This window comes from Mesorhizobium sp. B2-9-1 (assembly GCF_006439455.1).
In the GTDB taxonomy this organism is placed as follows: domain Bacteria; phylum Pseudomonadota; class Alphaproteobacteria; order Rhizobiales; family Rhizobiaceae; genus Mesorhizobium.
Map to the genome: position 1 here is coordinate 392499 of NZ_VFTP01000001.1, position 21517 is coordinate 414015.

Consider the following 21517-nt stretch of genomic DNA (forward strand, 5'->3'; position numbering starts at 1 on the left):
CCGCTCCCGTAATCTCATACCGGAGTGACTTCGCCATGCGCCAGATGGACCGCTATCCTTTCATTTTCGCCATCGTTCTTTTCCTGCTGGCCTGGATGCTGGGCTTGCCGGTGCGGGCGCAATCGGCGCCGCTCGGCGACATCCACTGCACGCTGATCCAGGACCAGCAAAGCGGTGCAACACTTTACCAGGACGGCGTCTGCGACCAGCGCGTCAGCCCGGCTTCGACGTTCAAGGTGCCCTTGGCGCTGATCGGCTACGATGCCGGCATCCTGAGCGACCAGCACATGCCGAGCTGGGACTACAAGCCCGAGTTCAAGGCGGCGAAGCGCGACCAGAAGACCGTCGATCCGACGATCTGGGAACGCGATTCGATCGTCTGGTACTCGCGCGAGATCACGCGGCGTCTCGGTGCCGAGAAGTTCGCCGGTTATGTGGCGAAATTCGGCTATGGCAACAAGGACGTCTCGGGCGATGCCGGCAAGGACAACGGGCTGACGCAATCCTGGATCAATTCCTCGCTCGAAATATCGCCGGTCGAGCAGACGGCTTTCCTGCGCCAGCTGCTTACCGGCAAGATGCCGGTGTCGGCGAAGGCGCATGAGATGACCAGGGCGATCCTGCCGACCTTCGCGGCAGGGGACTGGACGGTGCAAGGCAAGACGGGCAGCACCAGGCTCGGCCAGGACGGCAAGCGCTCGCTCGGCTGGTTCGTCGGCTGGGCCGAGAAGAACGGCCGCCGCATCGTCTTTGCAAGACTGGTCGTCGATGCCAGGCGTACCGAAGAGCCGAAGGGTCTCGCGACGCGGGCGGCGTTCCTGAAGGATTTGCCCGGCCTCATCAAATAGAACGACTAGCAAATAGATGGCTGGCGGCTTTACGGCGGCGGAAACTCCTCATAAAAGACTGCCGCGCCGGACGCTTCCGGCTAACCCTCTGCAAGCCGCACGCATCCTGCGACATGCATTTCACCACCCGCGCTCGTTTGCGGGACTGGATAGGAGAATCCTGATGCCGAATTCCGTTTCCCTGACATTTCCCGATGGTTCGGTCCGCGACTACGACGCGGCGCTGACCGGCGCCGGCCTTGCCGAGTCGATCTCCAAGTCGCTGGCCAAGAAGGCTGTCGCCTATAGCCTCGACGGCACCGTTCGCGATCTTTCCGATCCGCTCGGCACGTCCGGCAAGGTCGAGATCATCACCCGCGAGGATCCGCGCGCGCTGGAGCTCATCCGCCATGATGCCGCGCATGTGCTGGCCGAGGCCGTGCAGGAGCTGTGGCCGGGAACGCAGGCGACGATCGGCCCGGTCATCGAGAACGGGTTCTATTACGACTTTGCCAGGAACGAGCCGTTCACGCCGGACGATTTTCCGGTGATCGAAAAGAAGATGCGCGAGATCATCGCGCGCAACAAGCCGTTCACCAAAGAAGTGTGGTCGCGCGAGAAGGCGAAGAAGATCTTCGCCGAAAAGGGCGAGCGCTACAAGCTCGAGCTGATCGACGCCATTCCGGAGGACCAGGACCTCAAGATCTACGCACAGGGCGACTGGTTCGACCTGTGCCGCGGTCCGCACATGGCTTCGACCGGGCAGATCGGCAATGCCTTCAAGCTCATGAAGGTGGCGGGCGCCTATTGGCGCGGTGACTCGAACAATCCGATGCTGACGCGCATCTACGGCACAGCCTTTGCCGACCAGGCGCAACTCGATGCTTACCAGACCCTGCTGGAAGAGGCCGAGAAGCGCGACCACCGCAAGCTCGGCCGCGAGATGGACCTGTTCCATTTCCAGGAAGAGGGACCGGGCGTCGTCTTCTGGCACGCCAAGGGCTGGAAGATGGTGCAGAACCTGATCAACTACATGCGCCGTCGCCTCGACGAGCACGGCTATCAGGAAGTCAACGCGCCGCAGGTGCTGGACAAGAGCCTGTGGGAGACGTCGGGGCACTGGGGCTGGTATCGCGACGCGATGTTCAAAGTCACGGTCGCCGGCGACGACACCGACGACGACCGCGTCTTCGCGCTGAAGCCGATGAACTGTCCGGGCCATGTGCAGATCTTCAAGCATGGGTTGAAGTCATACCGCGAACTGCCCGTAAAGCTTGCGGAATTCGGCAATGTGCATCGCTACGAGCCGTCGGGCGCGCTGCACGGGCTGATGCGCGTGCGTGGCTTCACGCAGGACGATGCGCATATCTTCTGCACCGAGGAGCAGCTCGCGGCCGAATGCCTGCGCATCAACGACCTGATCCTGTCCACCTATGCCGATTTCGGCTTCGAGGAGGTCAGCGTGAAGCTGTCGACCCGGCCGGACAAGCGCGTCGGCACCGACGAGGCCTGGGACCATGCCGAGGCGATCATGAGCAATGTGCTGGAGACGATCCGCACGCGCTCTGGCAACCGCATCAAGACCTCGATCAATCCGGGCGAGGGCGCGTTCTACGGCCCGAAGTTCGAATATGTGCTGAAGGACGCCATTGGCCGCGAATGGCAATGCGGCACCACGCAGGTCGACTTCAACCTGCCGGAGCGCTTCGGTGCCTTCTATATCGGCTCGGATTCGGAGAAGAAGCAGCCGGTGATGGTGCATCGCGCCGTCTGCGGCTCGATGGAGCGCTTCCTCGGCATCCTGATCGAGAACTATTCCGGCCATTTCCCGCTGTGGTTCGCGCCGCTGCAGGTGGTGGTGGCGACGATCACCTCGGATGCGGACGAGTACGCCTTGAATGTGGTCGAGCGGCTGAAGGCCGCGGGGCTGCTCGCCGAAGCCGACCTGCGCAACGAGAAGATCAACTACAAGGTGCGCGAGCATTCGCTCGCCAAGGTGCCGGTCATCCTCGTCTGCGGCAGGCGCGAGGCGGAAGAGGAAACCGTCAATGTCCGCCGGCTTGGCTCCCGCGACCAGGAATCGCTGAAGCTCGACGACGCGGTGAAGCAGCTTTCCGACGAGGCGGTCTCGCCCGACCGCAAGCGTCGCGCAGCCTGACTTACCAGCGCTTGCTTGAATGGCGGTGGCGTGTCCACCGCCATTTTCATATGCCTGTCACGCCAACCTTGTAACGAGCCGCCATGCTCAAGTTGAAACTGCGGGAAAGACGGTTTCCCGAGCTTTCCTACGCCAACCCGCATCAACCGGTGCTGACGCGCTGGTTCATCCATTCGGTCGAGGGTCTCTCTGGGCGCGACCGCTTCGCCGTGCTCTACGATTTCTGGCGCCGCCAGGTGGTGCCGACAGGCGACCGAATATTCAGCCGTATGCTGGAACTGATCGACGTCAAGGTCCGCAACGCCGTGCAATGGCCGCCGCCAGCGCTGCCGGACACGCCGCTGGTCATCGTCGCAAATCATCCCTTCGGTATCGGCGACGGCATTGCGGTGCTGTCACTTGTCGAGCAGCTCGGCCGCCCGTTCCGGGTCATGATCCACAAGGATCTGCTCAGGATCCGCGAAATGGAGCCCTATTCGCTGCCGATCGATTTTTCCGAGACCAAGGAAGCGCTGAAGAACAACATGGCGGTGCGCCATGAAGCGGTGCGGCTGTTGAAGGAAGGCGTCACCATCGTCGTGTTCCCGGCCGGCGGCGTCGCCACGGCGCCGAAGGGTTTCGGCCGCGCCATCGACCTGCCGTGGAAGATGTTCCCGGCCAAACTCGTCCAGGACGCCAAGGCCTCGGTTATCCCGATGCATTTCTCCGGCCAGAACGGCCGCCTGTTCCATCTCGTCAGCGGCCCGATGAACATGGCTGAGCGCGACAACCGCGTAGCGAAGTTCATCGGCAAGGCGTCGCTGACGCTGCGCACCTCCTTGCTTATCCGCGAATTCGCGCGCCTGTCGGGCAAGGCGATCGAGGTGCGCATCGGCGACGTGCTGAGATGGAGCGACCTCGAGCCGCTGCGCGACCGCAAGGCGCTGCTCGATCGCCTCTATCGCGCGGTATTCGACCTGGCGACGCCTTCCGCACAGCGCGGGCGCGTGCCGTTTTTGCCGAAGCGGATGCGCAAGGCGGCCTGATCAGCCCGATCAGTCCGCGCCCTCCTCGGGGTCGATGGCGGAAGATTCGTTGGCAACGACCTCGATTTCCTGGTTCTGGCCGGCAACGACCGTGAAATCCTTCTGGTAGATACGGTCGCGGTTCTTGGCGATGATGGTGTATTGGCCTTCGGCCAGCACCATCGAGGCGAAGGCGCCGACCGCTTCCTTGATCGGATCGCCGCTCTCGTTGAGCAGCGACCAGGAGGTATCGGCGATGGCCTCGCCGCCGGGCTCGCGCACCAGCTTCATCGTCATTTCGGCGGCGCGGTGCTCGACGGTCGCCTCCATCAGCTTGCCGGCCTCGACGCGGATGTCGGAGCGGATCACGGCGTTGACCGCGCCATAGGTGGAGACGACATGATAGGTGCCGGCGTTCAGCCGCACCACGGTGTTCGGCGCGACGTCGGGGGCGATCAGCGCCCGGTCGCCATTGGCCGCGGCTTGGCCTTCATAGATCGAGAAGCGCAGTTTCTTCGACGGGATGGGCGCGCCGCCCGATGTCACCGCGTCAAGTTTCAGGCCGCCGGCATCGAGCACAAGGCTTTCGCGCCTTGCCTCCTTGCCGACGGTGATGCGCTTGGTGGCGCCGGCGCGTCCGTAGGAGGCGTGCACCAGATAGCTGCCGGGGTCGAGCTGGAACACGGCTGTGCCGCCATGCGCGGACGCCACCATCGGCAGCTTGCCGTCGCTGGCGGGCTGCGGCCTGAAGACCCGCCAGACGATGCCGCGAGTGATGTCGGCGCCCTTGTCGGTCAACTGCGCCGACAGAGTGATGGCGCCGCCGTTGCCGAGCGCCAGCGGCGTCCCGGCCTTCGGCGTCGCGTAACTCGAAATGCCTGGAAGCTTGATGTCGCCGACATCGTTGGCGTTCTGGGCCAGCGCGAAGGAAACCGGCACCGCGAACAACGCAGCGACGAGTGCGATCACGAAAAGGCGCAAGGTCCCCTCAAACATGGCTTGCGTTGAAGCCCAAGGCGGTGGCAATTTCAAGGCCTAGAGCCGGATGATTTCAGGTCGAATTGACCTGAAATCTGAATCCGGCTCTAAGTCAAAGAAGTAGAGCATGATGTCGTCCGAAAACCGCTTCACACTTTTCGGCATCATGCTCTAGAAGCGCGCCGCCTTGCGCGGCGGCTTCTTATCCGGCGCAAAACGCCACCGCCCGAGCCGCCCGACCTCCCGATGGCGTGCTTCAGCTCAAAATCCCAGGAGACTTGCGCCCATGGCGTCGCCGATCATCGACTTCCTGCTCACCCGCAATTCCGCGCCTATACCCGACCTCAAGGAACCGGCGCCGAGCGATGCCGAGATCGCGACGATGATCGCGGCCGCCTCGCGCGTTCCCGACCACGGCCGGCTCGAGCCATGGCGGTTCATCCTTTATCGCGGCGAGGCGCGCATCGAGATCGGCAAGAAGCTGGCAGCACTTGCCGAACAGCGCGAGGGGCCGCTGCCGGAAGGCCGGCGCAACCAGGAGCTGGCGCGCTTCTCGCGCGCGCCGCTGGTGATCGGCGTCGTGTCGGTGCCGAAGGAGAACCCGAAGATCCCGCAATGGGAGATGTTCCTGTCGGGCGGCATGGCGGCGATGAACCTGATGATCGCGGCGAACGCGCTGGGCTATGGCACCAACATGATCAGCAACTGGTATTCCGACGTTCCGGAGGGCAGGGCGATCCTCGGGCTGTCGCCGCAGGAGCGCGTCATCGGCTTTGTCCATATCGGCTCCTATAAGGGGCCGGCGCCGGAGCGGCCGCGGCCCGATCCGGCAAAGCTCTATGGCGATTACGCCGGTCACTGGGCCGGTTAAGATTATTTGCGGGTTTTCGGAGGAAACGGCGCGGCGGGCGGCCAATAGCGGCAGGGACATCACGGGAAGGTTGGTCATGATCTCGAGATTGATTTTCCAGACATTCGTATGGTTCGGCATCATGGGCGCGCTGCTGTTTCTGTCGGCAGGCACTCTGCACTGGACCGGAGCCTGGATGTACATAGCCGTGATGGTTGGGCTGAGCCTGACCATGGGCGTCGCGCTCGCCCGGCGCGATCCAGGCCTGATGAATGAGCGTCTCCGCCCGCCGATCCAGAAGACCCAGACAGCGGCCGACAAGATATTGCTGAGCATATTGCTGCTCGGCATCTTCGCCTGGCTGGCTCTGATGGGTCTCGACATCCGTTTCGGCTGGTCGGCAGCTCCCGTGTGGGTGCAGGCGATAGGCGTGCTGGTCCTGCTTGTCGGTATCTGGATCTGCTATCTAACGATGCTGGAAAACAGCTTCGCGGCACCTGTCGTGAAGATCCAGGACGAGCGTGGCCAGAAGGTGATCACGACAGGCCCCTACAGTTATGTCCGCCATCCGATGTATGCCGGCGCCATACTCTATTTCGCCGGCACGGCGCTGCTGCTTGGTTCCTGGTGGGGGCTGGCATCGGTGCTTGTCTTCATCGTCCTGCTCGGCATCCGCACCTTCATCGAGGAAAGGACCTTGCGGACCGGCTTGCGGGGCTATGACGATTACGCCACGCGCGTTCGGTACAAACTGATCCCGATGGTGTGGTAGCGGTCAGGCGGAGCTGCCTGCGGCTCAATCTCCTTGTTTTTACGCAATTCCGCACGGAAAACCGCTCACACTTTTCCTGGAATTGCTCTGGCGCGCGCGAGCAGCCGTTCGGCCAGCCGCAGATGCGGCCGGTCGTACATCTTGCCGTCGATGCCGACGACGCCCGGATTTCCCGCCGCCGCGAAGGCATCGACGATCGCCCGCGATCGCGCGACCGCTTCGGCGGACGGCGTGAAGGCGGCATTGATGACCGGCACCTGCGCCGGGTGGATCGCCATCTTGCCGGTGAAGCCGTCGCGCTCGGCCTCGCGGCATTCCTTCCCAAGGGCGGCCATATCGCGGAAATCGGGAAAGACGGTGTCGATGGCGGCGACTTCGGCCGCGCCGGCCGCCAGAATGGTCATGGTCCGCGCCAGGCGAAACACGTCGGTATAGCGGCCGCTCTCGTCGCGGGTCGCGCGCGCGCCGATCGCCGCGGACAAGTCCTCCGCGCCCCAGGTCAGGCCGGCAAGCCGCGCGCTTGAGCCGGCATAGCTTGCCGCCGCCAGCACGCCTGCCGCGGTCTCGGTGATGATCGGCAGGATTCTTATGGCGCCGTCCGGCAGCCCGTCCTCGGCTTCGTGCACTCGCAGCTTTGCCGCCAGTTGCTGGACGTCCTGCCCGCTGTTCGACTTCGGCAGCATGATGCCGTCGGGCTTCGCCAGGACGAGCGCCGCGAGATCGGCGTCTGTCAGGCCGGTGGAAAGATCGTTGACCCGCACATAGATGGCCGAACCCGTCCGGTGTCTTTGACTTGAGATGAACTCGGCCGCGGTCGCGCGCGCCGCCGCCTTGCTAGTGGCGGCAACGGAATCCTCGAGATCGACGATGACCACGTCGGCGCCGGCCTCGAACCCCTTTTCCAGCTTGCGCTCGGAATCGCCGGGCACGAACAGCAGCGAGCGCATCAGGCCGCCTTCCTCAGCATCATCGCCTGCCTGGTGCATTTGGCGACAAGAACGTCATTCTGATTGTAGGCGCGGTGCTCGAGCTCGACGATGCCGCGATCGGGTTTCGACTTGGAGTCGCGCACGGAGACAACCGTCGTCTCGACCCGGATGGTGTCGCCGTGGAAGACGGGGTGCGGGAACACCGTTTCCTTCATGCCGAGGTTGGCGACCGTGGTGCCGACGGTGATGTCGTTCACCGAGATGCCGATCATCAGGCCGAGCGTGAACAGGGAGTTCACCAGCGGCTTGCCCCACTCGGTTTTCGCGGCAAAGTCGAAATCGATGTGCAAGGGCTGCGGGTTCAACGTCATCACCGAAAACAGCATGTTGTCGCTCTCGGTCACAGTCTTGCGCAGCGTGTGGCGGAAGACATGGCCGACGACAAACTCTTCCAGATAAAGCCCGGCCATGGTTCGATTTCCTCCAATGTCCTTGCTTGATAGGCGTTGGCTGCGCCCCCATCAAGCCGGTTAAGAAACATGGTGAACCGTTCGTAAACCATTTGCAGCTTACCGTTCACAACGGGGCCGGGACCTTTCCGGCAAGGGCGCAGCTGGTCGGTATGGTTGTTTCGCATTTTCTAAAATGGATTGATACGGCAAGGGTTTCCGAGCGTGCCGCCGCCGCGAGCGCGCTGGCGCGCGCCTATATCAATTCCGATCTGCCGTTCGAGGATCGCTGTGCCGCCGAGGCGGCGCTGACGCTGCTTCTGGACGACGCTTCGTCCAAGGTGCGCCTGGCGCTGGCCGAGGCGCTGTCGATGAGCCATCACGCGCCGCCGCAGGTGATCAGCGCCTTGGCCGCCGACCAGCCGGAAGTGGCGGCGCTGGTGCTTGCGCGTTCGCCGCTGCTTACCGACGCCGATCTGGTCGAGCGCATCGCCTGCGGCCACAAGGCGACGCAGAAGCTGATCGCCAACCGCCCGGTGGTCTCGATGTCGCTGGCGGCGGCGATCGCCGAGATCGGCGAAGCGGAAGCCTGCGCCGCGCTGGTCGGCAACAGCGGCGCCGAGATCGCTTCGCTGAGCTTCCGCCGCATGGCTGAGCGGCACGGCCACCTGCCGCTGGTGCGCGAGGCGCTGATTGCCGATCGGCGCCTGCCGGCCGACTGCCGGCACATGTTGCTGGTCAAGCTCGGCGAGACCCTGAAAGGTTCGCCGCTGGTGCTGGCGATGATGGGGGCGGCGCGCGCCGATCGCGTCATGCGCGACGCCTGCGTGAAAGCCTCGGTGACGCTGATCGAGGGAACGCGCATGGAGGAGCATGCCGCACTGATCGAGCATCTGCGGCTGCGCGGCGACCTCACCGCCGGTTTCATCATCCGCACCATCGCGCATGGCAAGGTCGACTTCTTCGGCTCGACGCTGGTGGCTTTAGCCCGACAGTCTGAGCAGCGGGTAACGGCACTTCTCGCCGGCGGGCACGACGTTGCGCTGCAGGCGCTGTTCCGCAGCGCCGGGCTTGCACCGGCCACGCATGGCATCATCCTGAGGGCGCTGAAAGTCTGGCGCGAGGTGGCCAACGGCCGGCGTGTCGCCGGCGTGCAGGAAGTGAGCTGGCTGATGCTGAAGGAGCTCGGCGGCCAATCGGCCGAGGGCGATCTTGCCGGGTTGGTGAAGTCGATCCATCTCGACGCCCTGCGTGAAAACGCGCGTGGGCACGCGCTGGCCATCGCCGCGGCCTGAGCGGATCACAATCAGATCTCAGCTGAGTTCCTGGGCGAGTCCGATGAGAAGCCCTTCAGGCCCACGGATGTAGCAAAGCCGATACGCGTCCTTGTACCGGACGACTTCGCCGACGAGCTCGGCGCCGCGCTTGCGGAGCCTCTCCAGCGTGTCGTCGATGTCGTCCACGGCGAACATGACGCGGAGATAGCCCAATGCATTCACAGGGGCGTTGCGGTGATCCGCCACGACAGGCGGCCTGAGAAAGCGGGACAGCTCGAGGCGGCTGTGGCCGTCCGGCGTGCGCATCATGGCGATCTCGACATGCTGGTCGCCGAGCCCGGTGACACGCCCGGCCCACTCTCCTTCGATCGCGGCACGCCCTTCGAGTTCAAGGCCGAGCTCGCGAAAGAAATCAACCGTGCTGTCGAGGTCATCGACGACGATTCCGACATTGTCCATCCGCTTGAGCGCCATGTGTCCAACCTAAAAGGTGTCGCCCAGTCCAGCAAGGACCTATTCTCGGAAGGGCCCAAACCAGACACGTCCCGAGGTGGTTAAGCGCGACCCTTCGCGAAGAAATCCGGGTAATCTTCCATCGCCGCGGCAATGATGCGCAGCGAGGCGGCGATCTGCAGCATTTCGAGCCGATCGTTGCGTTGCGCGATGCTGGCCGCGTATTGCCTCGCCACCGCGATGGTCGCCGTCTGCGGCTCGCCCGGTTGCCGAAACAGCAATTCGCGCGCCAGGCCGCGCAGGAAATTGCCGATGGACTCGACTGTTTCGTGCGGGACGGCGGAGTTCAGTTGCGCCTGGCGCAGCCGCAGCACTTCCAGCCCGACGGTGACGGCCGCGATGCTGCCGCCAAGAATGGGATCACCCTTGCGGCCCGTCCGCTGCACCTGCGGCATCAGCTGGTTGATCCGGTCATAGGCGAGGCTTTCGAAGGCCGAACGGCGGGGAATGCGCTCGTGCAGGCAAAGCCGGGCCAGGTCCTCGCGCATCGCCTGCGAGATGCGCTCCATGGTGGCCCAGGGATCGGCCGGCAGCACGACAATGAAGACGCCGATAGCAATCAGGATGCCGACCAGGATCGAGGCCGAGCCGGCGAAGAACGGCCCGGGATCATAGATCATCTGCTGATGCGGGCTGAGGAAGGCGAGGAAGTTGATGGCGAAGGCGGTGGCGACGCCGACATGGCGCGGATTGGCCATGCCGAGCGCCGCGGGCACCAGGATCGGCACGACGAAGAGCGTGAACCAGCCGAAGCCCGGCAGCGCCGGCAGCGCGACCTGGCCGACAACGAAGGCAAAAGGCAGCGCGATCAGCGTGCCGGTGAAAAAACCCCAGGCGGACTGCACGGGATCCGGGCGCGATGCGAACAGGCTGGAGACGACGGCGACGAGGATAACGGTGCCGGCCGCTTCCGACCATCTGGTCGTCAGCCAAAAGATCGCCACGAGCAAGGTCGCCAGCGCGGCGCGCAGGGCGTTGCGCCATGCGGCCTCGTAGTCGCGGTGGACGACCAGCGCCGGCTGGCTCCGCTCGCCCGATTTCCGGGAGACGGGCGAGCGCAGCGCCTCCAGCCCGCGCATCACCTGCTTCAGCGCCTCGGCGAAATCGCCGGCAATGGTCAGGCGGGTGATGGTGCCGACCTTGTCTTCGCCGGCATCGTGGGAGCCCGTATCGTTCGGCTGGGTATCTGTGGGCAGGTCCGGCATCTCCATGGCCTTGCTGGCGATCGCATCGAGCCGTGCCACCCAGGGCCCGGTATCGTCGAGCGCGCCGGGCGTCGCCGCCAGTTCGCCGACGAAGGCTTTCAATTCGCTGCGCATGGGAATGAGCGCCGCGTTCTTCGGTCTGCGGTGGCTGTGCAGGGCGCGCGCCGCCGAAAGCGCCCACAGAAGCTGGCCGATCGTGCGCCGCACCGGGTGGGCGCGGGTGGCGAAGCTCGGCGCCTCCAGCCGCGCATAGGTGCGCATCTCGGCGAGCGTCTGGGCATCGGCGATCAGCTTGCGCTGGAGCGCGGCGAGGCTTGCCGGGTCGCCGCCGGAGAAAGCGCCGCCGGCATATTCGGCGAGGTCGAGGATGCTGCGCTTCAACCTGGAAATGATAGCGTCGGCCGCGAGCTTTGGCAGGATCAGCCGGCTGGTGACGCCGGCGCAGACGATGCCGAGCACGATCTCGGCGCAGCGCGCGACGGCGAGGTCGACGACAATATGCGGTTGTCCGAGGGCCGGCAGGCTGATGATCATCGCCGTATAGCCGGCAAGCGCGGCGCCATAGGCTTCCGGGTTGCGCAACAGCGACGAGACCAGCGTGCAGACGCCGATCCAGAGCGCCAGCACGCTCACCAATAGCCAGGGATTGGCGCCGAACAGCGATGTGATGCCGACGGCCGCCAGACCGCCGGCCAGCGTGCCGAGCAGCCGGTAGAAGCCCTTTGCCAGCACCATGCCGGCGACCGGCTGGGCGACGATGAACACCGTCATCATCGCCCATTGCGGATGATCGAGCTTCAATGCATAGGCGACAAGCAGCGCGACCAGTCCGGCCGAAACCGTGCGCAGGGCAAAAATCCAGTCCGAACGGGTCGGCTGCGTCAGACCGCTTAAGGGCGTCTCGACAAGCTCTTTCAACCGCGTCCAGGTCACACCGGTTCTCCGTGCCGGAGACTGTTATGGACCGGCAGGCGATCAGATATCCAGCACGTCCGCCTCGGCGAATTCGGCGCGCTCCTGGATGAAGCGGAAACGCGCCTCGGGCTTGGTGCCCATCAGCGCGTCGACGGCATCCTTGGTGGCCTGCTCGGCGTCGATCACGTCGACCCTCAAAAGCGTGCGCTTCCTCGGATCCATCGTGGTCTCCTTGAGCTGCGCGGCCATCATCTCGCCCAGGCCCTTGAAGCGGCCGATCTCGACCTTGCCGCGCCCGGTGAATTCGGTGCGCAGCAGTTCGTCCTTGTGCGCGTCGTCGCGGGCGTAGCCGACCTTGCCGCCTTGCCGGATCGAATAGAGCGGCGGCACGGCCATGTAGAGATGGCCGCCGCGGATCAGGTTCGGCATCTCCTGATAGAAGAAGGTGATCAGCAACGAAGCGATGTGCGCGCCGTCGACGTCGGCGTCGGTCATGATGATCACGCGGTCGTAGCGCAGATCCTCGTCGCGATATTTCGAACGCGTGCCGCAGCCGAGCGCCTGGATGAGATCGGAAATCTGCTGGTTGGCGGCAAGCTTGTCGTTGCCGGCGGAGGCGACGTTGAGGATCTTGCCGCGTAGCGGCAGCACTGCCTGGCTGGCGCGGTCGCGCGCCTGCTTGGCCGAGCCGCCGGCCGAGTCGCCCTCGACGATGAAGATCTCGGCGCCGGCGGCGGCGTTCTGCGTGCAGTCGGCAAGCTTGCCCGGAAGGCGCAGCTTGCGCACCGCGCTCTTGCGCGAGACTTCCTTTTCCTGGCGGCGCCGCACGCGTTCGTCGGCGCGCGCGATGACCCAGTCGAGAAGCTTCGAGGCTTCCTGCGGATTGTCTGCCAGCCAGTGGTCGAACGGGTCGCGAAGGGCGTTTTCGACGATGCGCATCGCCTCGATCGTCGCCAGCCTGTCCTTGGTCTGGCCGACGAATTCCGGCTCGCGGATGAACACCGACAGCATGCCGGCGGCCGAGATCATCACGTCGTCGGTGGTGATGATCGAGGCGCGCTTGTTGCCGATGAGGTCGGCATAGGCGCGCAGTCCGCGCGTCAGCACGTTGCGGAAGCCCGCCTCATGCGTGCCGCCCTCGGGGGTCGGAATGGTGTTGCAATAGGAGTTGAGGAAACCGTCGCCGCCGAACCAGGTGACGGCCCATTCGAGCGAACCGTGGCCGCCCTGCTTGTCGCTCTTCCCGGCGAAGACCTCGCGCGTGACCTGGAATTCGTCGCCGAGCGTCGCCTTGAGATAGTCCTTGAGGCCGCCGGGGAAGTGGAACTCGGCCTTGGCCGGCGTCTGGTCCTTGTCCTTGATCAGCGACGGATCGCAGGTCCAGCGGATCTCGACGCCCCCGAACAGATAGGCCTTCGAGCGCGTCATGCGGTAAAGGCGCGCCGGTTCGAAGGCGGCGCCCTTGCCGAAAATCTGCTCGTCGGGATGGAAACGGGTCTTTGTGCCGCGGCGGTTGTGGACCTCGCCGAGATGCTCGAGACCGCTGACCGGGACGCCGCGGGAGAATCTTTGGCGGTAAAGTTGACGACCCCGCGCGACCTCGACCTCGAGGTGGTCGGACAGCGCATTGACGACCGAGACGCCGACGCCGTGCAAGCCGCCGGAGGTCTCGTAGACCTTGGAGTCGAACTTGCCGCCCGAATGCAGCGTCGTCATGATGACTTCGAGCGCCGGCTTCTTGAATTTCGGATGCGGATCGACGGGGATGCCGCGGCCGTTGTCGGTGACGGTCAGGAAGCCGTCGGCGGAAAGCTCGACGTCGATGAAGGTGGCGTGGCCGGCCACCGCTTCGTCCATCGAATTGTCGATGACCTCGGCGAACAGGTGATGCATCGCCTTGTCGTCGGTGCCGCCGATATACATGCCCGGACGGCGCCGTACCGGCTCGAGCCCTTCCAGCACCTCGATATCGGCGGCGCTGTAGCCCTCGCTGCCGTCGCGTGTGGCGGTCGAACGCTTCGCGGCCTGCACCAGCGGATCGGCGGGCCGCGAGGGCGCGCGCACCGGCTGTGCCGGCTTTTCCATCTTGCCGAAGAGGTCGTTGCTGTCGTCCATGCTGGGCCTAGCGTCCGGTAATGCGAATCATTCCTCGATACTGCCACGCTTTTGGCGGGCGAACGAGTTCCTGTTCCGTTCAGGGATCAAACTGTCTCTTATTCCAAAACCATTCGATAACCAAGCCGGCCGAAATAGGGCGATCGGCGGGTCGTGGGATTCCTGATTCTTTAACATTAACGCCTAGCGTGAGACCCAACCAACAAAAGACCACGGGCGTCAGGGGTTTCGTTGTGAGGGGCAGGGCCATAACCATGATCGGCATCGCCGCCGTTTTCGGCGCGATCTCGATCTTTGCGGCGGATTTCTGGGTCAAGAGCCAGGCAAAGGCCCAGGCCGAGATCAAGGTCGTCTCCGTCACGGCGCCGCAGCAGCCCAAGGTCGAGTTCAAGACCATCGTGGTGGCGCAAGCGCCGCTGCGTTACGGCATGGAGCTCGCACGGCCGCAGCTCGCCGAGATCCCGTGGCCGCAGGATTCCCTGCCGCAAGGCGCTTTCCCGACCATCGACAAGCTGCTCGCGGACGGCGGCCGGGTCGTGCTGTCGCCGATCGAGGTCAACGAACCGGTGCTGCTCACCAAGCTGTCGGGGCCGAACGGCCGCGCTACCCTTTCCAACATGCTGTCGCCGGGAATGCGGGCCGTCACCGTCCGCACCGACGAGATCGCCGGTGTCGGTGGCTTCATCACGCCGGGAGACCGCGTCGATGTCGTGCTGACGCGCGATGCTGGGGACATCCAGGAAGTATCCAAGAATGCTCAAGGGGCCGCCGGCTCGACCGTCACGTCCGAGGTCGTCGTTGCCGACGTCAAGGTGCTTTCGGTCGGACAGGGCGCCGACGAACGCAAGACCGAGCCGCAAGTCGCCAATTCGGTGACCATCGAGGTGACCAACGAAGGGGCGCAGAAAGTGGCGCTTGCCCGCACCGTCGGCACGCTGTCGTTGTCGCTGCGGTCGGCCGCCGACGCAACTGCCAGCAATGGCGGGCTTACGACCATCTCGTCCTTCGGCGGCTCGGTTGCCGCAAATGCGCAGGCGAGCGCCGCCTCGCTCGTCAATGCGGTGACGAAGGACCAGGACGAGCCGAAATTCAAGACGGTGATCGTGACGCGCGGCGACAAGGTCGAGGAATACAAGGTTCCTTCGCGGCAACCGCCGCAGGAACTGCAGCAATAGCCGGTGGGGACCGGCGGGACGGGGCAAGATGTTCGGGTTTGATGCATTTCGGACGACCGGGGGATGGCGTCTTCTCGGCGTGATCGCGCTGGCGGCGACAGTGCTTGCCGTCGCCGCGCCGGCAAGGGCTGGCAATGACGTCGTCTATGTCTCGGCGAACAAGAACGCCTCGATCAAGGTCGCCAAGGGCAAGCCGAAGACGATCATGACGAGCGCCGCCTTCTACCAGATCGTCATCGGCGATCCGGAGATCGCCAACGTCAACCCGCTGACCGACAAGTCCTTCTATGTGCTGGGCAACAACCTGGGCACCACCGGCATCGCCCTGTTCGACCAGAACAAGCAGCTTGTCGGCACCATCGACATCGAGGTGACGCTGGATACCGACCAGCTGGCCAGCACCATCCGCGCCAGCGTGCCCGACGCCAAGATCAAGGTCGGCTCGGCGAACGGGCGCGTCGTGCTGTCGGGCGAGGCGGACGATGCGGTCGCCGCCGACAAGGCCAGCAAGATTGCGTCGCGCTTCTCCGGCAATGAGGAAGTCATCAATTCGGTCAACATCTCGTCCTCGCAGCAGGTTCAGCTCAACGTCCGATTCGTCGAGATCAACCGCCAGGCCGGCCAGGACCTCGGCGCCAAATACGCCGCCAATTTCGCCTATGGCATCGGCAACCGCAAAGTCGTGCTGAACCCTGATGGAGGAGACCTGACGGCTGCGGGAACAGGCGAGATCATCGGCAGCTTGCTTTCGAACGGCGTTTCCATCGACATCGCCATCAAAGCACTGGAGGAACGCGGCCTGGCGCGACGGCTGGCGGAGCCGAACCTGATTGCGCGTTCGGGCCAGACGGCGAGCTTCCTTGCCGGCGGCGAGTTTCCGATCCCGGTTTCCGAAGACAATGGCAAGATCAGCGTCACCTACAAGAAGTACGGCGTCGGCCTCGATTTCACGCCGACGGTGCTGAAGGACGGGCTGGTCAGCCTCGACATCGCGCCGGAAGTGTCCTCGATCGACCCGTCTGCTTCCATCCAGGTCAGCAGCGGCATTTCCATCCCGGCCTTCATCGTGCGCCGCGCCAGGACATCGGTCGACCTCAAGAACGGCCAGAGCTTCATGATCGCCGGCCTCCTGCAATCGCAGAACGACATCACGACGTCGCGGGTGCCGGGGATCGGCAAGCTGCCGGTGCTCGGCCCGCTGTTTTCCTCGAAGTCCTATCAGCGGCGCGAGACCGATCTGGTGATCATCGTCACGCCCTACCTGGTCAAGCCGGTCGATCCCTCGAAGAAGATGGTCGAGCCGACCGACGGCACCCAGCCGGCAAGTCCCGCCGACTATTTCCTGAACAACACCGAGGAAGTGAATGCCTCGGCGTCAAAGCGTCCGGTGGCGCTGGCAGACGGCAGCGCCGCCCGCCCGGTGGCTGCCGCCACGTCCGGCCACTTCCTCGATCTGCCAAAGGATTAAGGCCATGCGCATCCCCGTTTGCATCGCTCTGCTGCTCGCCGGTTTCGCCGGCGGTTGCACCAGCGACGACTATGTACGCTCCGAAGGGGTGACCTTGGCGGCCGGCAACGCGCAGGCGTCCAACACCGCCATGCAGATGGTCGATCCCTGGAAGTACGGCGTGCAGAACACAAGGCTTCTGGTGCCGGCCCAGCGTCCGGGTTCCGAGAGCGCTGCCGTCGGTGCGAAGGCCGGCTCCGTGTCGTCACCGACGACATCATCAACAACATCGAATTGATGGGCTGGCGAGGATGGCATCTGGTAGCAAGACCAAAAAGATCCTGCTCGTTTCGACGGACAGGACGTTCTTGCAGGACACGCGGACGGCTTTTGCGGCCTCCGAGGTCATCGAGCTCTTGACGCTGGAAAAGAGCGTCAACGAACTGCGCGGCGAGATCCTCGAGGCGGACTTCGGCACGGTCATCGTCGACATGGATGCAGCCAAGCTCGAGGAAATCGAGTCGCTGCAGCGCGTCATGCGGCGGCTGGAAGGCAGCGTTCCGGTGGTCGTCGTCACCCAGGAATTCAACGCGGCGGCGGTGCGCATCCTGGTGCAGCTCAAGGTCGCCGATTTCCTGGTCAAGCCGATCACCACGGCCGATCTCGTGCGTTCAGTCATCCGTGCGCTGCAAGGACCGGGGCGGGAAGAGAATACCGAATCGCATATCTATACGTTCATGCCGGCAGCCGGCGGCGTCGGCACAACCACGCTCGCCTTGCAGACGGCCTTCCAGCTGCATCATTCGGTGATCCGGGGCGCCTCGACCTGCGTCGTCGACCTCAATTTCCAGCAAGGCGCCTGCGCCGAATATCTCGACCTCGAACCGCGCTTTGACATCACCGAAATCGAGAACCAGCCGGAGCGCCTCGACCGGCAGCTGCTTGACGTGATGCTGTCCAAGCATGCGAGCGGGCTGTGCGTGCTTGCCGCGCCGACGCGCCCCTCGGACATGCGCTCGTTCAAGACCGATGTCGTGGTGCGCATGCTCGACCTCGTGGCGGCCTATTTCGACAACGTCGTCATCGACATGCCGCGCACCTGGTTCCCCTGGACCGAGACGGTGCTGCTGGGTTCCAACAAGCTCTATATCGTCGCCGAGATGACGGTGCCCTGCCTGCGCCATACGCAGCGTCTCATCCAGGCCGTCTACGAGACCGCCGGCAAGGAAGTGAAGCCCAACGTCATCGTCAATCGCTTCGAGCAGAAGATGTTCGACAGCGGCATCAAGCAGGCCGACGTTCAGGAGATACTCGGCGAGCATTTCGTCGGCGGCATCTCCAACAACTACCGGCTGGTGCGCGAGGCGGTCGACCGCGGCGTGCCGCTGCACGCCATCGACCCCAACGCCAATGTCGTCAACGACCTGAAGAAGATCATCCTGCCGGAGGAGGCCGTCCAGACGATGGCCAAGTCGAGGTCGCTGTTCGGCCTGGGCAAGGGCTTGCTGAAGAGGAAGGCAGGATGACCAGCCGCTTCTCCAACCTGCAGAGCCGCGACGTCCGCCCGCAGCGGGCGCCCGAACCCGCGCCGGTCACGCACAATGCAGTGATCATCCCGACGACCCGCAAACCGGCGCCGCCCAGGCCTGAGGCAGCCCCCGCAAAGAGCGCCAACAAGGTGCTGGACGCACGCGTGCGCATCCATCGCATGCTGCTCGAGGAGATCAACCTCGTGGCGCTGGAGCGGCTGCCCCGGGATGAAATGCGCCGGCAGGTGCATGATTTCGTCTCGGAAAAGACGCGCCAGGAGCGGATGGCGATCAACAATGCCGAGCTCGACGCGCTGGTCGACGACATCGTCGACGAGATGGTCGGCCTCGGCCCGCTGGAGCCGCTGCTCAAGGATCCCGAGATCAACGATATCCTGATCAATGGCCACCAGAACTGCTTCGTCGAAAAGCGCGGCAAGCTGCAGCAGGTCCACATCCCGTTCAAGGATGAGGCGCATCTGCTTAGAATCATTAATAAAATCGTCGCGGCGGTCGGCCGCCGCGTCGATGAATCGCAGCCCATGGTCGACGCCCGAATGCTCGACGGCTCGCGCTTCAACGCGGCGATCCGCCCCGTCGGCGTCGACGGCCCGCTGGTGTCGATCCGCAAGTTCTCCAAGAACAAGCTCGGCCTGCACAAGCTCGTCGAATTCGGCGCCATCACCCAGAACATGGCCGAAGTGCTGGCGGCGGCGGTGCATGCCCGCAAAACCACGATCATCTCCGGCGGCACCGGCACGGGCAAGACGACGATGCTCAACGCTTTGTCGGCCTTCATTCCGGAAGACGAGCGCCTGATCACCATCGAGGACGCGGCCGAGCTGCAATTGCAGCAGCCGCATGTCGCGCGCATGGAGACACGTCCGGCCAACATCGAGGGCCACGGCGAATTGAAGCAGCGCGACCTGGTCAAGAATGCGCTGCGCATGCGCCCCGACCGCGTCATCCTCGGCGAATGCCGCGGCGAGGAAGCCTTCGACATGCTGCAGGCGATGAACACCGGTCATGAAGGCTCGATGGCCACCATCCATGCCAACACGCCGCGCGATGCCATCTCGCGTCTGGAACAGATGCTCGGAATGACCGGCATGCCGATGACCGTACAGTCGATCCGCAGCCAGATTTCCAGCGCCATCGACATCATCGTCCAGCTGACGCGCCTTTCCGACGGCAAGCGCAAGGTGACCAGCGTCGCCGAAGTGACCGGCATGGAAGGCGACGTCATCCAGATGCAGGAGATCTTCCGCTTCGTGCGCACCGGCATGGAGGCGGACGGAAAGATCCTCGGCCACTTCGAGGCGACCGGCATCCGCCCACGCTTCCTCGAGGACCTGCGCAACATGGGCATCGAATTCCCGGGCAAGTATTTCGAACCCGGCCGGCCGCAGGACTAGGCCGGTGTTCGAGGGATTCAGCCCGGTCTACGTCGTCTACGCCGCGGCGGCGCTCACCGGCATCATGATCGCCGAGGGCCTTTATCTGCTCTATGCCGGGCGCAGCGACAAGCGCACGGCCATCAACCGCCGCATGAAGCTCGCGGAGAACAAGATCAGCCAGGAGCAGGTTCTGATCCAACTGCGCAAGGAACGCGGGATCGACGGCGGCACCTCCATCTTTTCCCTCGACCGCTTTCGCGCCCTGCGCACGCAATCCGGCATAAGCACGCCGCTGCCGAAATTCCTGACGATCACATCGGGGATCGCTCTCGCCCTGGCGCTTGTGGCGATCTGGAAGGGCTTGCCGCTCCTGTTCGGCCTTATCCTGCTTCTCCTGCTGTTGCCGGTGCTGCCGGTCATGGCATTGCGCTGGATGCGCAAGCGCCGGCACAAGCGCTTCGGGATGCAGCTGCCCGAGGCGCTTGAATTGATCACGCGCGGCCTGAAGGCAGGCCATCCGGTGCCGGTGGCGATTGCCATGGTGTCGCGCGAGATGGCCGATCCGATCGGCACCGAGTTCGGCATCGTGGCCGACGAGGTGACCTTTGGCTCCGACCTGGTCTCGGCGTTGAACAATCTTTTCGACCGGGTGGGGCATGAGGACCTGCCGCTGTTCGTCACGGCGGTGTCGATCCAGAGCAGTTCGGGCGGCAATCTGCGCGAGATCCTCGACGGCCTGTCGGCGACGATCCGCGACCGCGGCAAGTTGCGCCGCAAGGTGCGCGCCATTTCGACGGAAGGGCGCATGTCGGCCTACATCCTGACCGCGGTGCCGGTGCTTCTGTTCACCGCCATCATGGTGCTGATGCCGCAATTCTACCAGGATGTCTGGGACGTGCCGAAGACCTGGTACATGATGGGCGGCTCCATCATCTGGCTGCTGCTCGGCAACGCCATCATGTTCAAGATGTCGAATTTCAGGTTCTGAGATGGAAGACGTCATCCGCTTCCTCGCCTCGCTCGCGCCGACCTCGATGGTACCGGTCGCCATGCTGCTCCTTGTGCTGGGCGGGGGCGCCGTCGCCTGGCCGCTGGTACTCGCCAAGGGTGATCGCGGCGAGGTCAAGCGCCGGCTGAAGGTGGAGACATTGCAGCCGGCCGAGCAGGTGGAGCCCGCGCCCAAGAAGAGCACCAACGCCGTGCGCGAGAAGGCGGTGAAACGGGCGCAGGAGTTCTATGCCAAGAGCGATCCGGAAAATGTCGCGCGGCTGCGCCTGAAGCTCATCCAGGGCGGCTACATGGAACCGCGTGCCGTCGGCATGTTCTTCCTGATCCGTTTCGCCGCGCTGGTCGGCGCGGCGCTCGGCGCATTCCTGGTCAACCACTGGGCGGCAAGTGCGGAGTCGACCATGACCAGCCGCTGGACCTTCATCATCCTGTCGGCAGCCGGCGGCTATTTCCTGCCTGGCCTGGTGCTGACGCAGAAGATTCGGGAAAAGATGCGCGAATACCGCAACGGCTTTCCCGATTTCATGGATTTGATGATTGTCTGCTCAGATGCCGGCATGAGCATGGAGGCCGGCATCGAGCGGGTCTCCAGGGAGCTTGCCAGGACCTATCCGTCGCTCAGCCAGAACCTGATCCTGGTGTCGCTGGAGTTGCGGGCCGGGCGCAGCCTCGACGATGCGCTGAAGGCGCTTGCCGACCGCCTCAGCCTCGACGAGGTTCGCTCCTTCGCGACGCTGCTGCAGCAATCCAAGGAGCTCGGCACCAGCCTGTCGGGCTCGCTGCGCGTCTTTTCCGACGAAATGCGGCACAAGCGCATGTCGCTGGCCGAGGAGAAGGCGCATGCCCTGCCGGCCAAGATGTCGGTCCCGGTGACGGTCTGCATCCTGCCGGTGGTGCTGATGATCGCGATCATTCCGATCATCGTGAAGCTGACCGCGCACTGAGTATTCAGGTGAGGCCGCCCTGCAA

Annotated in this window: 19 protein-coding genes; 13 read left to right on the forward strand and 6 right to left on the reverse strand. The window is 64.3% G+C overall.

The features are described from left to right. The first annotated feature begins 35 nt into the window (after positions 1-35). The 3 genes from blaOXA to FJW05_RS01935 all read left to right on the forward strand — a co-directional run bounded on the left by blaOXA (position 36) and on the right by FJW05_RS01935 (position 4010). Positions 36-848: a class D beta-lactamase gene (gene blaOXA, locus FJW05_RS01925; RefSeq protein WP_140627334.1), complete on the forward strand. Its 813-nt coding sequence runs from the start codon at positions 36-38 to the stop codon at positions 846-848. 163 nt (positions 849-1011) lie between these two features. Next, entirely contained in the window at positions 1012-2985 is a 1974-nt protein-coding gene (gene thrS / locus FJW05_RS01930; protein ID WP_140627336.1) for a threonine--tRNA ligase, read from the forward strand. Positions 2986-3068: 83 nt separating this feature from the next. Continuing rightward, positions 3069-4010 carry a GNAT family N-acetyltransferase gene (locus FJW05_RS01935; RefSeq protein ID WP_140627338.1) on the forward strand — a complete coding sequence of 314 codons (942 nt, stop codon included), beginning with the start codon at positions 3069-3071 and terminating at the stop codon, positions 4008-4010. Positions 4011-4019: 9 nt separating this feature from the next. Here the strand turns inward: FJW05_RS01935 and FJW05_RS01940 are convergent, their stop codons facing one another. Further along, a complete protein-coding gene (locus tag FJW05_RS01940; protein WP_140627340.1) occupies positions 4020-4985 on the reverse strand; it encodes a hypothetical protein in 966 nt (321 codons plus the stop codon). Between the two features lie 268 nt (positions 4986-5253). Here FJW05_RS01940 and FJW05_RS01945 point away from each other — a divergent pair, with 268 nt between their 5' ends. Both FJW05_RS01945 and FJW05_RS01950 read left to right on the forward strand, forming a co-directional pair. Then, the gene (locus FJW05_RS01945; RefSeq protein ID WP_140627342.1) at positions 5254-5838 is read left to right on the forward strand and encodes a nitroreductase; all 585 of its coding nucleotides are present in this window, start codon (positions 5254-5256) and stop codon (positions 5836-5838) included. Positions 5839-5914: 76 nt separating this feature from the next. Next, complete coding sequence (locus FJW05_RS01950; RefSeq protein ID WP_140542177.1) at positions 5915-6589, forward strand: isoprenylcysteine carboxylmethyltransferase family protein; 675 nt, start codon at positions 5915-5917, stop codon at positions 6587-6589. A gap of 65 nt (positions 6590-6654) precedes the next feature. Here the strand turns inward: FJW05_RS01950 and FJW05_RS01955 are convergent, their stop codons facing one another. Further along, positions 6655-7536, reverse strand: a complete 882-nt coding sequence (locus FJW05_RS01955) for a CoA ester lyase (protein WP_140542178.1) — start codon at positions 7534-7536, stop codon at positions 6655-6657. Then, positions 7536-7988: a MaoC family dehydratase gene (locus tag FJW05_RS01960; RefSeq protein WP_140627345.1), complete on the reverse strand. Its 453-nt coding sequence runs from the start codon at positions 7986-7988 to the stop codon at positions 7536-7538. The genes FJW05_RS01955 and FJW05_RS01960 overlap by 1 nt, the downstream gene beginning before the upstream one ends. Before the next feature lie 152 nt (positions 7989-8140). Between FJW05_RS01960 and FJW05_RS01965 the strand changes: the two genes are divergently transcribed. Further along, positions 8141-9262 (forward strand): DUF2336 domain-containing protein, encoded by a 1122-nt coding sequence (locus FJW05_RS01965; RefSeq protein ID WP_140627346.1) that lies wholly within the window; start codon positions 8141-8143, stop codon positions 9260-9262. An 18-nt stretch (positions 9263-9280) separates the two neighbouring features. Here FJW05_RS01965 and FJW05_RS01970 read toward each other — a convergent pair whose 3' ends face one another. The 3 genes from FJW05_RS01970 to parE form a co-directional block, all read right to left on the reverse strand. After that, on the reverse strand, positions 9281-9718 hold the full coding sequence (locus tag FJW05_RS01970) for a VOC family protein (RefSeq protein ID WP_140627348.1): 438 nt from the start codon (positions 9716-9718) through the stop codon (positions 9281-9283). Between the two features lie 80 nt (positions 9719-9798). Beyond that, positions 9799-11895, reverse strand: coding sequence for an FUSC family protein (locus FJW05_RS01975; RefSeq protein WP_140627350.1), 2097 nt, complete (start codon positions 11893-11895; stop codon positions 9799-9801). A 42-nt stretch (positions 11896-11937) separates the two neighbouring features. After that, positions 11938-13992 carry a DNA topoisomerase IV subunit B gene (parE, locus tag FJW05_RS01980; protein WP_140627352.1) on the reverse strand — a complete coding sequence of 685 codons (2055 nt, stop codon included), beginning with the start codon at positions 13990-13992 and terminating at the stop codon, positions 11938-11940. Positions 13993-14246: 254 nt separating this feature from the next. On the opposite strand from parE, the gene cpaB reads away from it, so the two are divergent. From cpaB to FJW05_RS02015, 7 genes are read left to right on the forward strand one after another with little or no spacing between them, the layout of a single operon-like run. After that, positions 14247-15167: a Flp pilus assembly protein CpaB gene (cpaB, locus tag FJW05_RS01985; protein ID WP_140542184.1), complete on the forward strand. Its 921-nt coding sequence runs from the start codon at positions 14247-14249 to the stop codon at positions 15165-15167. Positions 15168-15195: 28 nt separating this feature from the next. Then, positions 15196-16635: a type II and III secretion system protein family protein gene (locus tag FJW05_RS01990; protein ID WP_140542185.1), complete on the forward strand. Its 1440-nt coding sequence runs from the start codon at positions 15196-15198 to the stop codon at positions 16633-16635. A 4-nt stretch (positions 16636-16639) separates the two neighbouring features. Beyond that, a complete protein-coding gene (locus FJW05_RS01995; protein ID WP_140542186.1) occupies positions 16640-16912 on the forward strand; it encodes a hypothetical protein in 273 nt (90 codons plus the stop codon). Positions 16913-16925: 13 nt separating this feature from the next. Further along, entirely contained in the window at positions 16926-18140 is a 1215-nt protein-coding gene (locus FJW05_RS02000) for a response regulator/pilus assembly protein (protein WP_140627354.1), read from the forward strand. Then, positions 18137-19558 carry a CpaF family protein gene (locus FJW05_RS02005; RefSeq protein WP_140542188.1) on the forward strand — a complete coding sequence of 474 codons (1422 nt, stop codon included), beginning with the start codon at positions 18137-18139 and terminating at the stop codon, positions 19556-19558. The genes FJW05_RS02000 and FJW05_RS02005 overlap by 4 nt, the downstream gene beginning before the upstream one ends. 4 nt (positions 19559-19562) lie before the next feature. Then, a complete protein-coding gene (locus FJW05_RS02010) occupies positions 19563-20528 on the forward strand; it encodes a type II secretion system F family protein (RefSeq protein ID WP_140627357.1) in 966 nt (321 codons plus the stop codon). Between the two features lies 1 nt (position 20529). Continuing rightward, positions 20530-21492 (forward strand): type II secretion system F family protein, encoded by a 963-nt coding sequence (locus tag FJW05_RS02015; RefSeq protein ID WP_140627359.1) that lies wholly within the window; start codon positions 20530-20532, stop codon positions 21490-21492. Positions 21493-21517 lie beyond the last annotated feature (25 nt).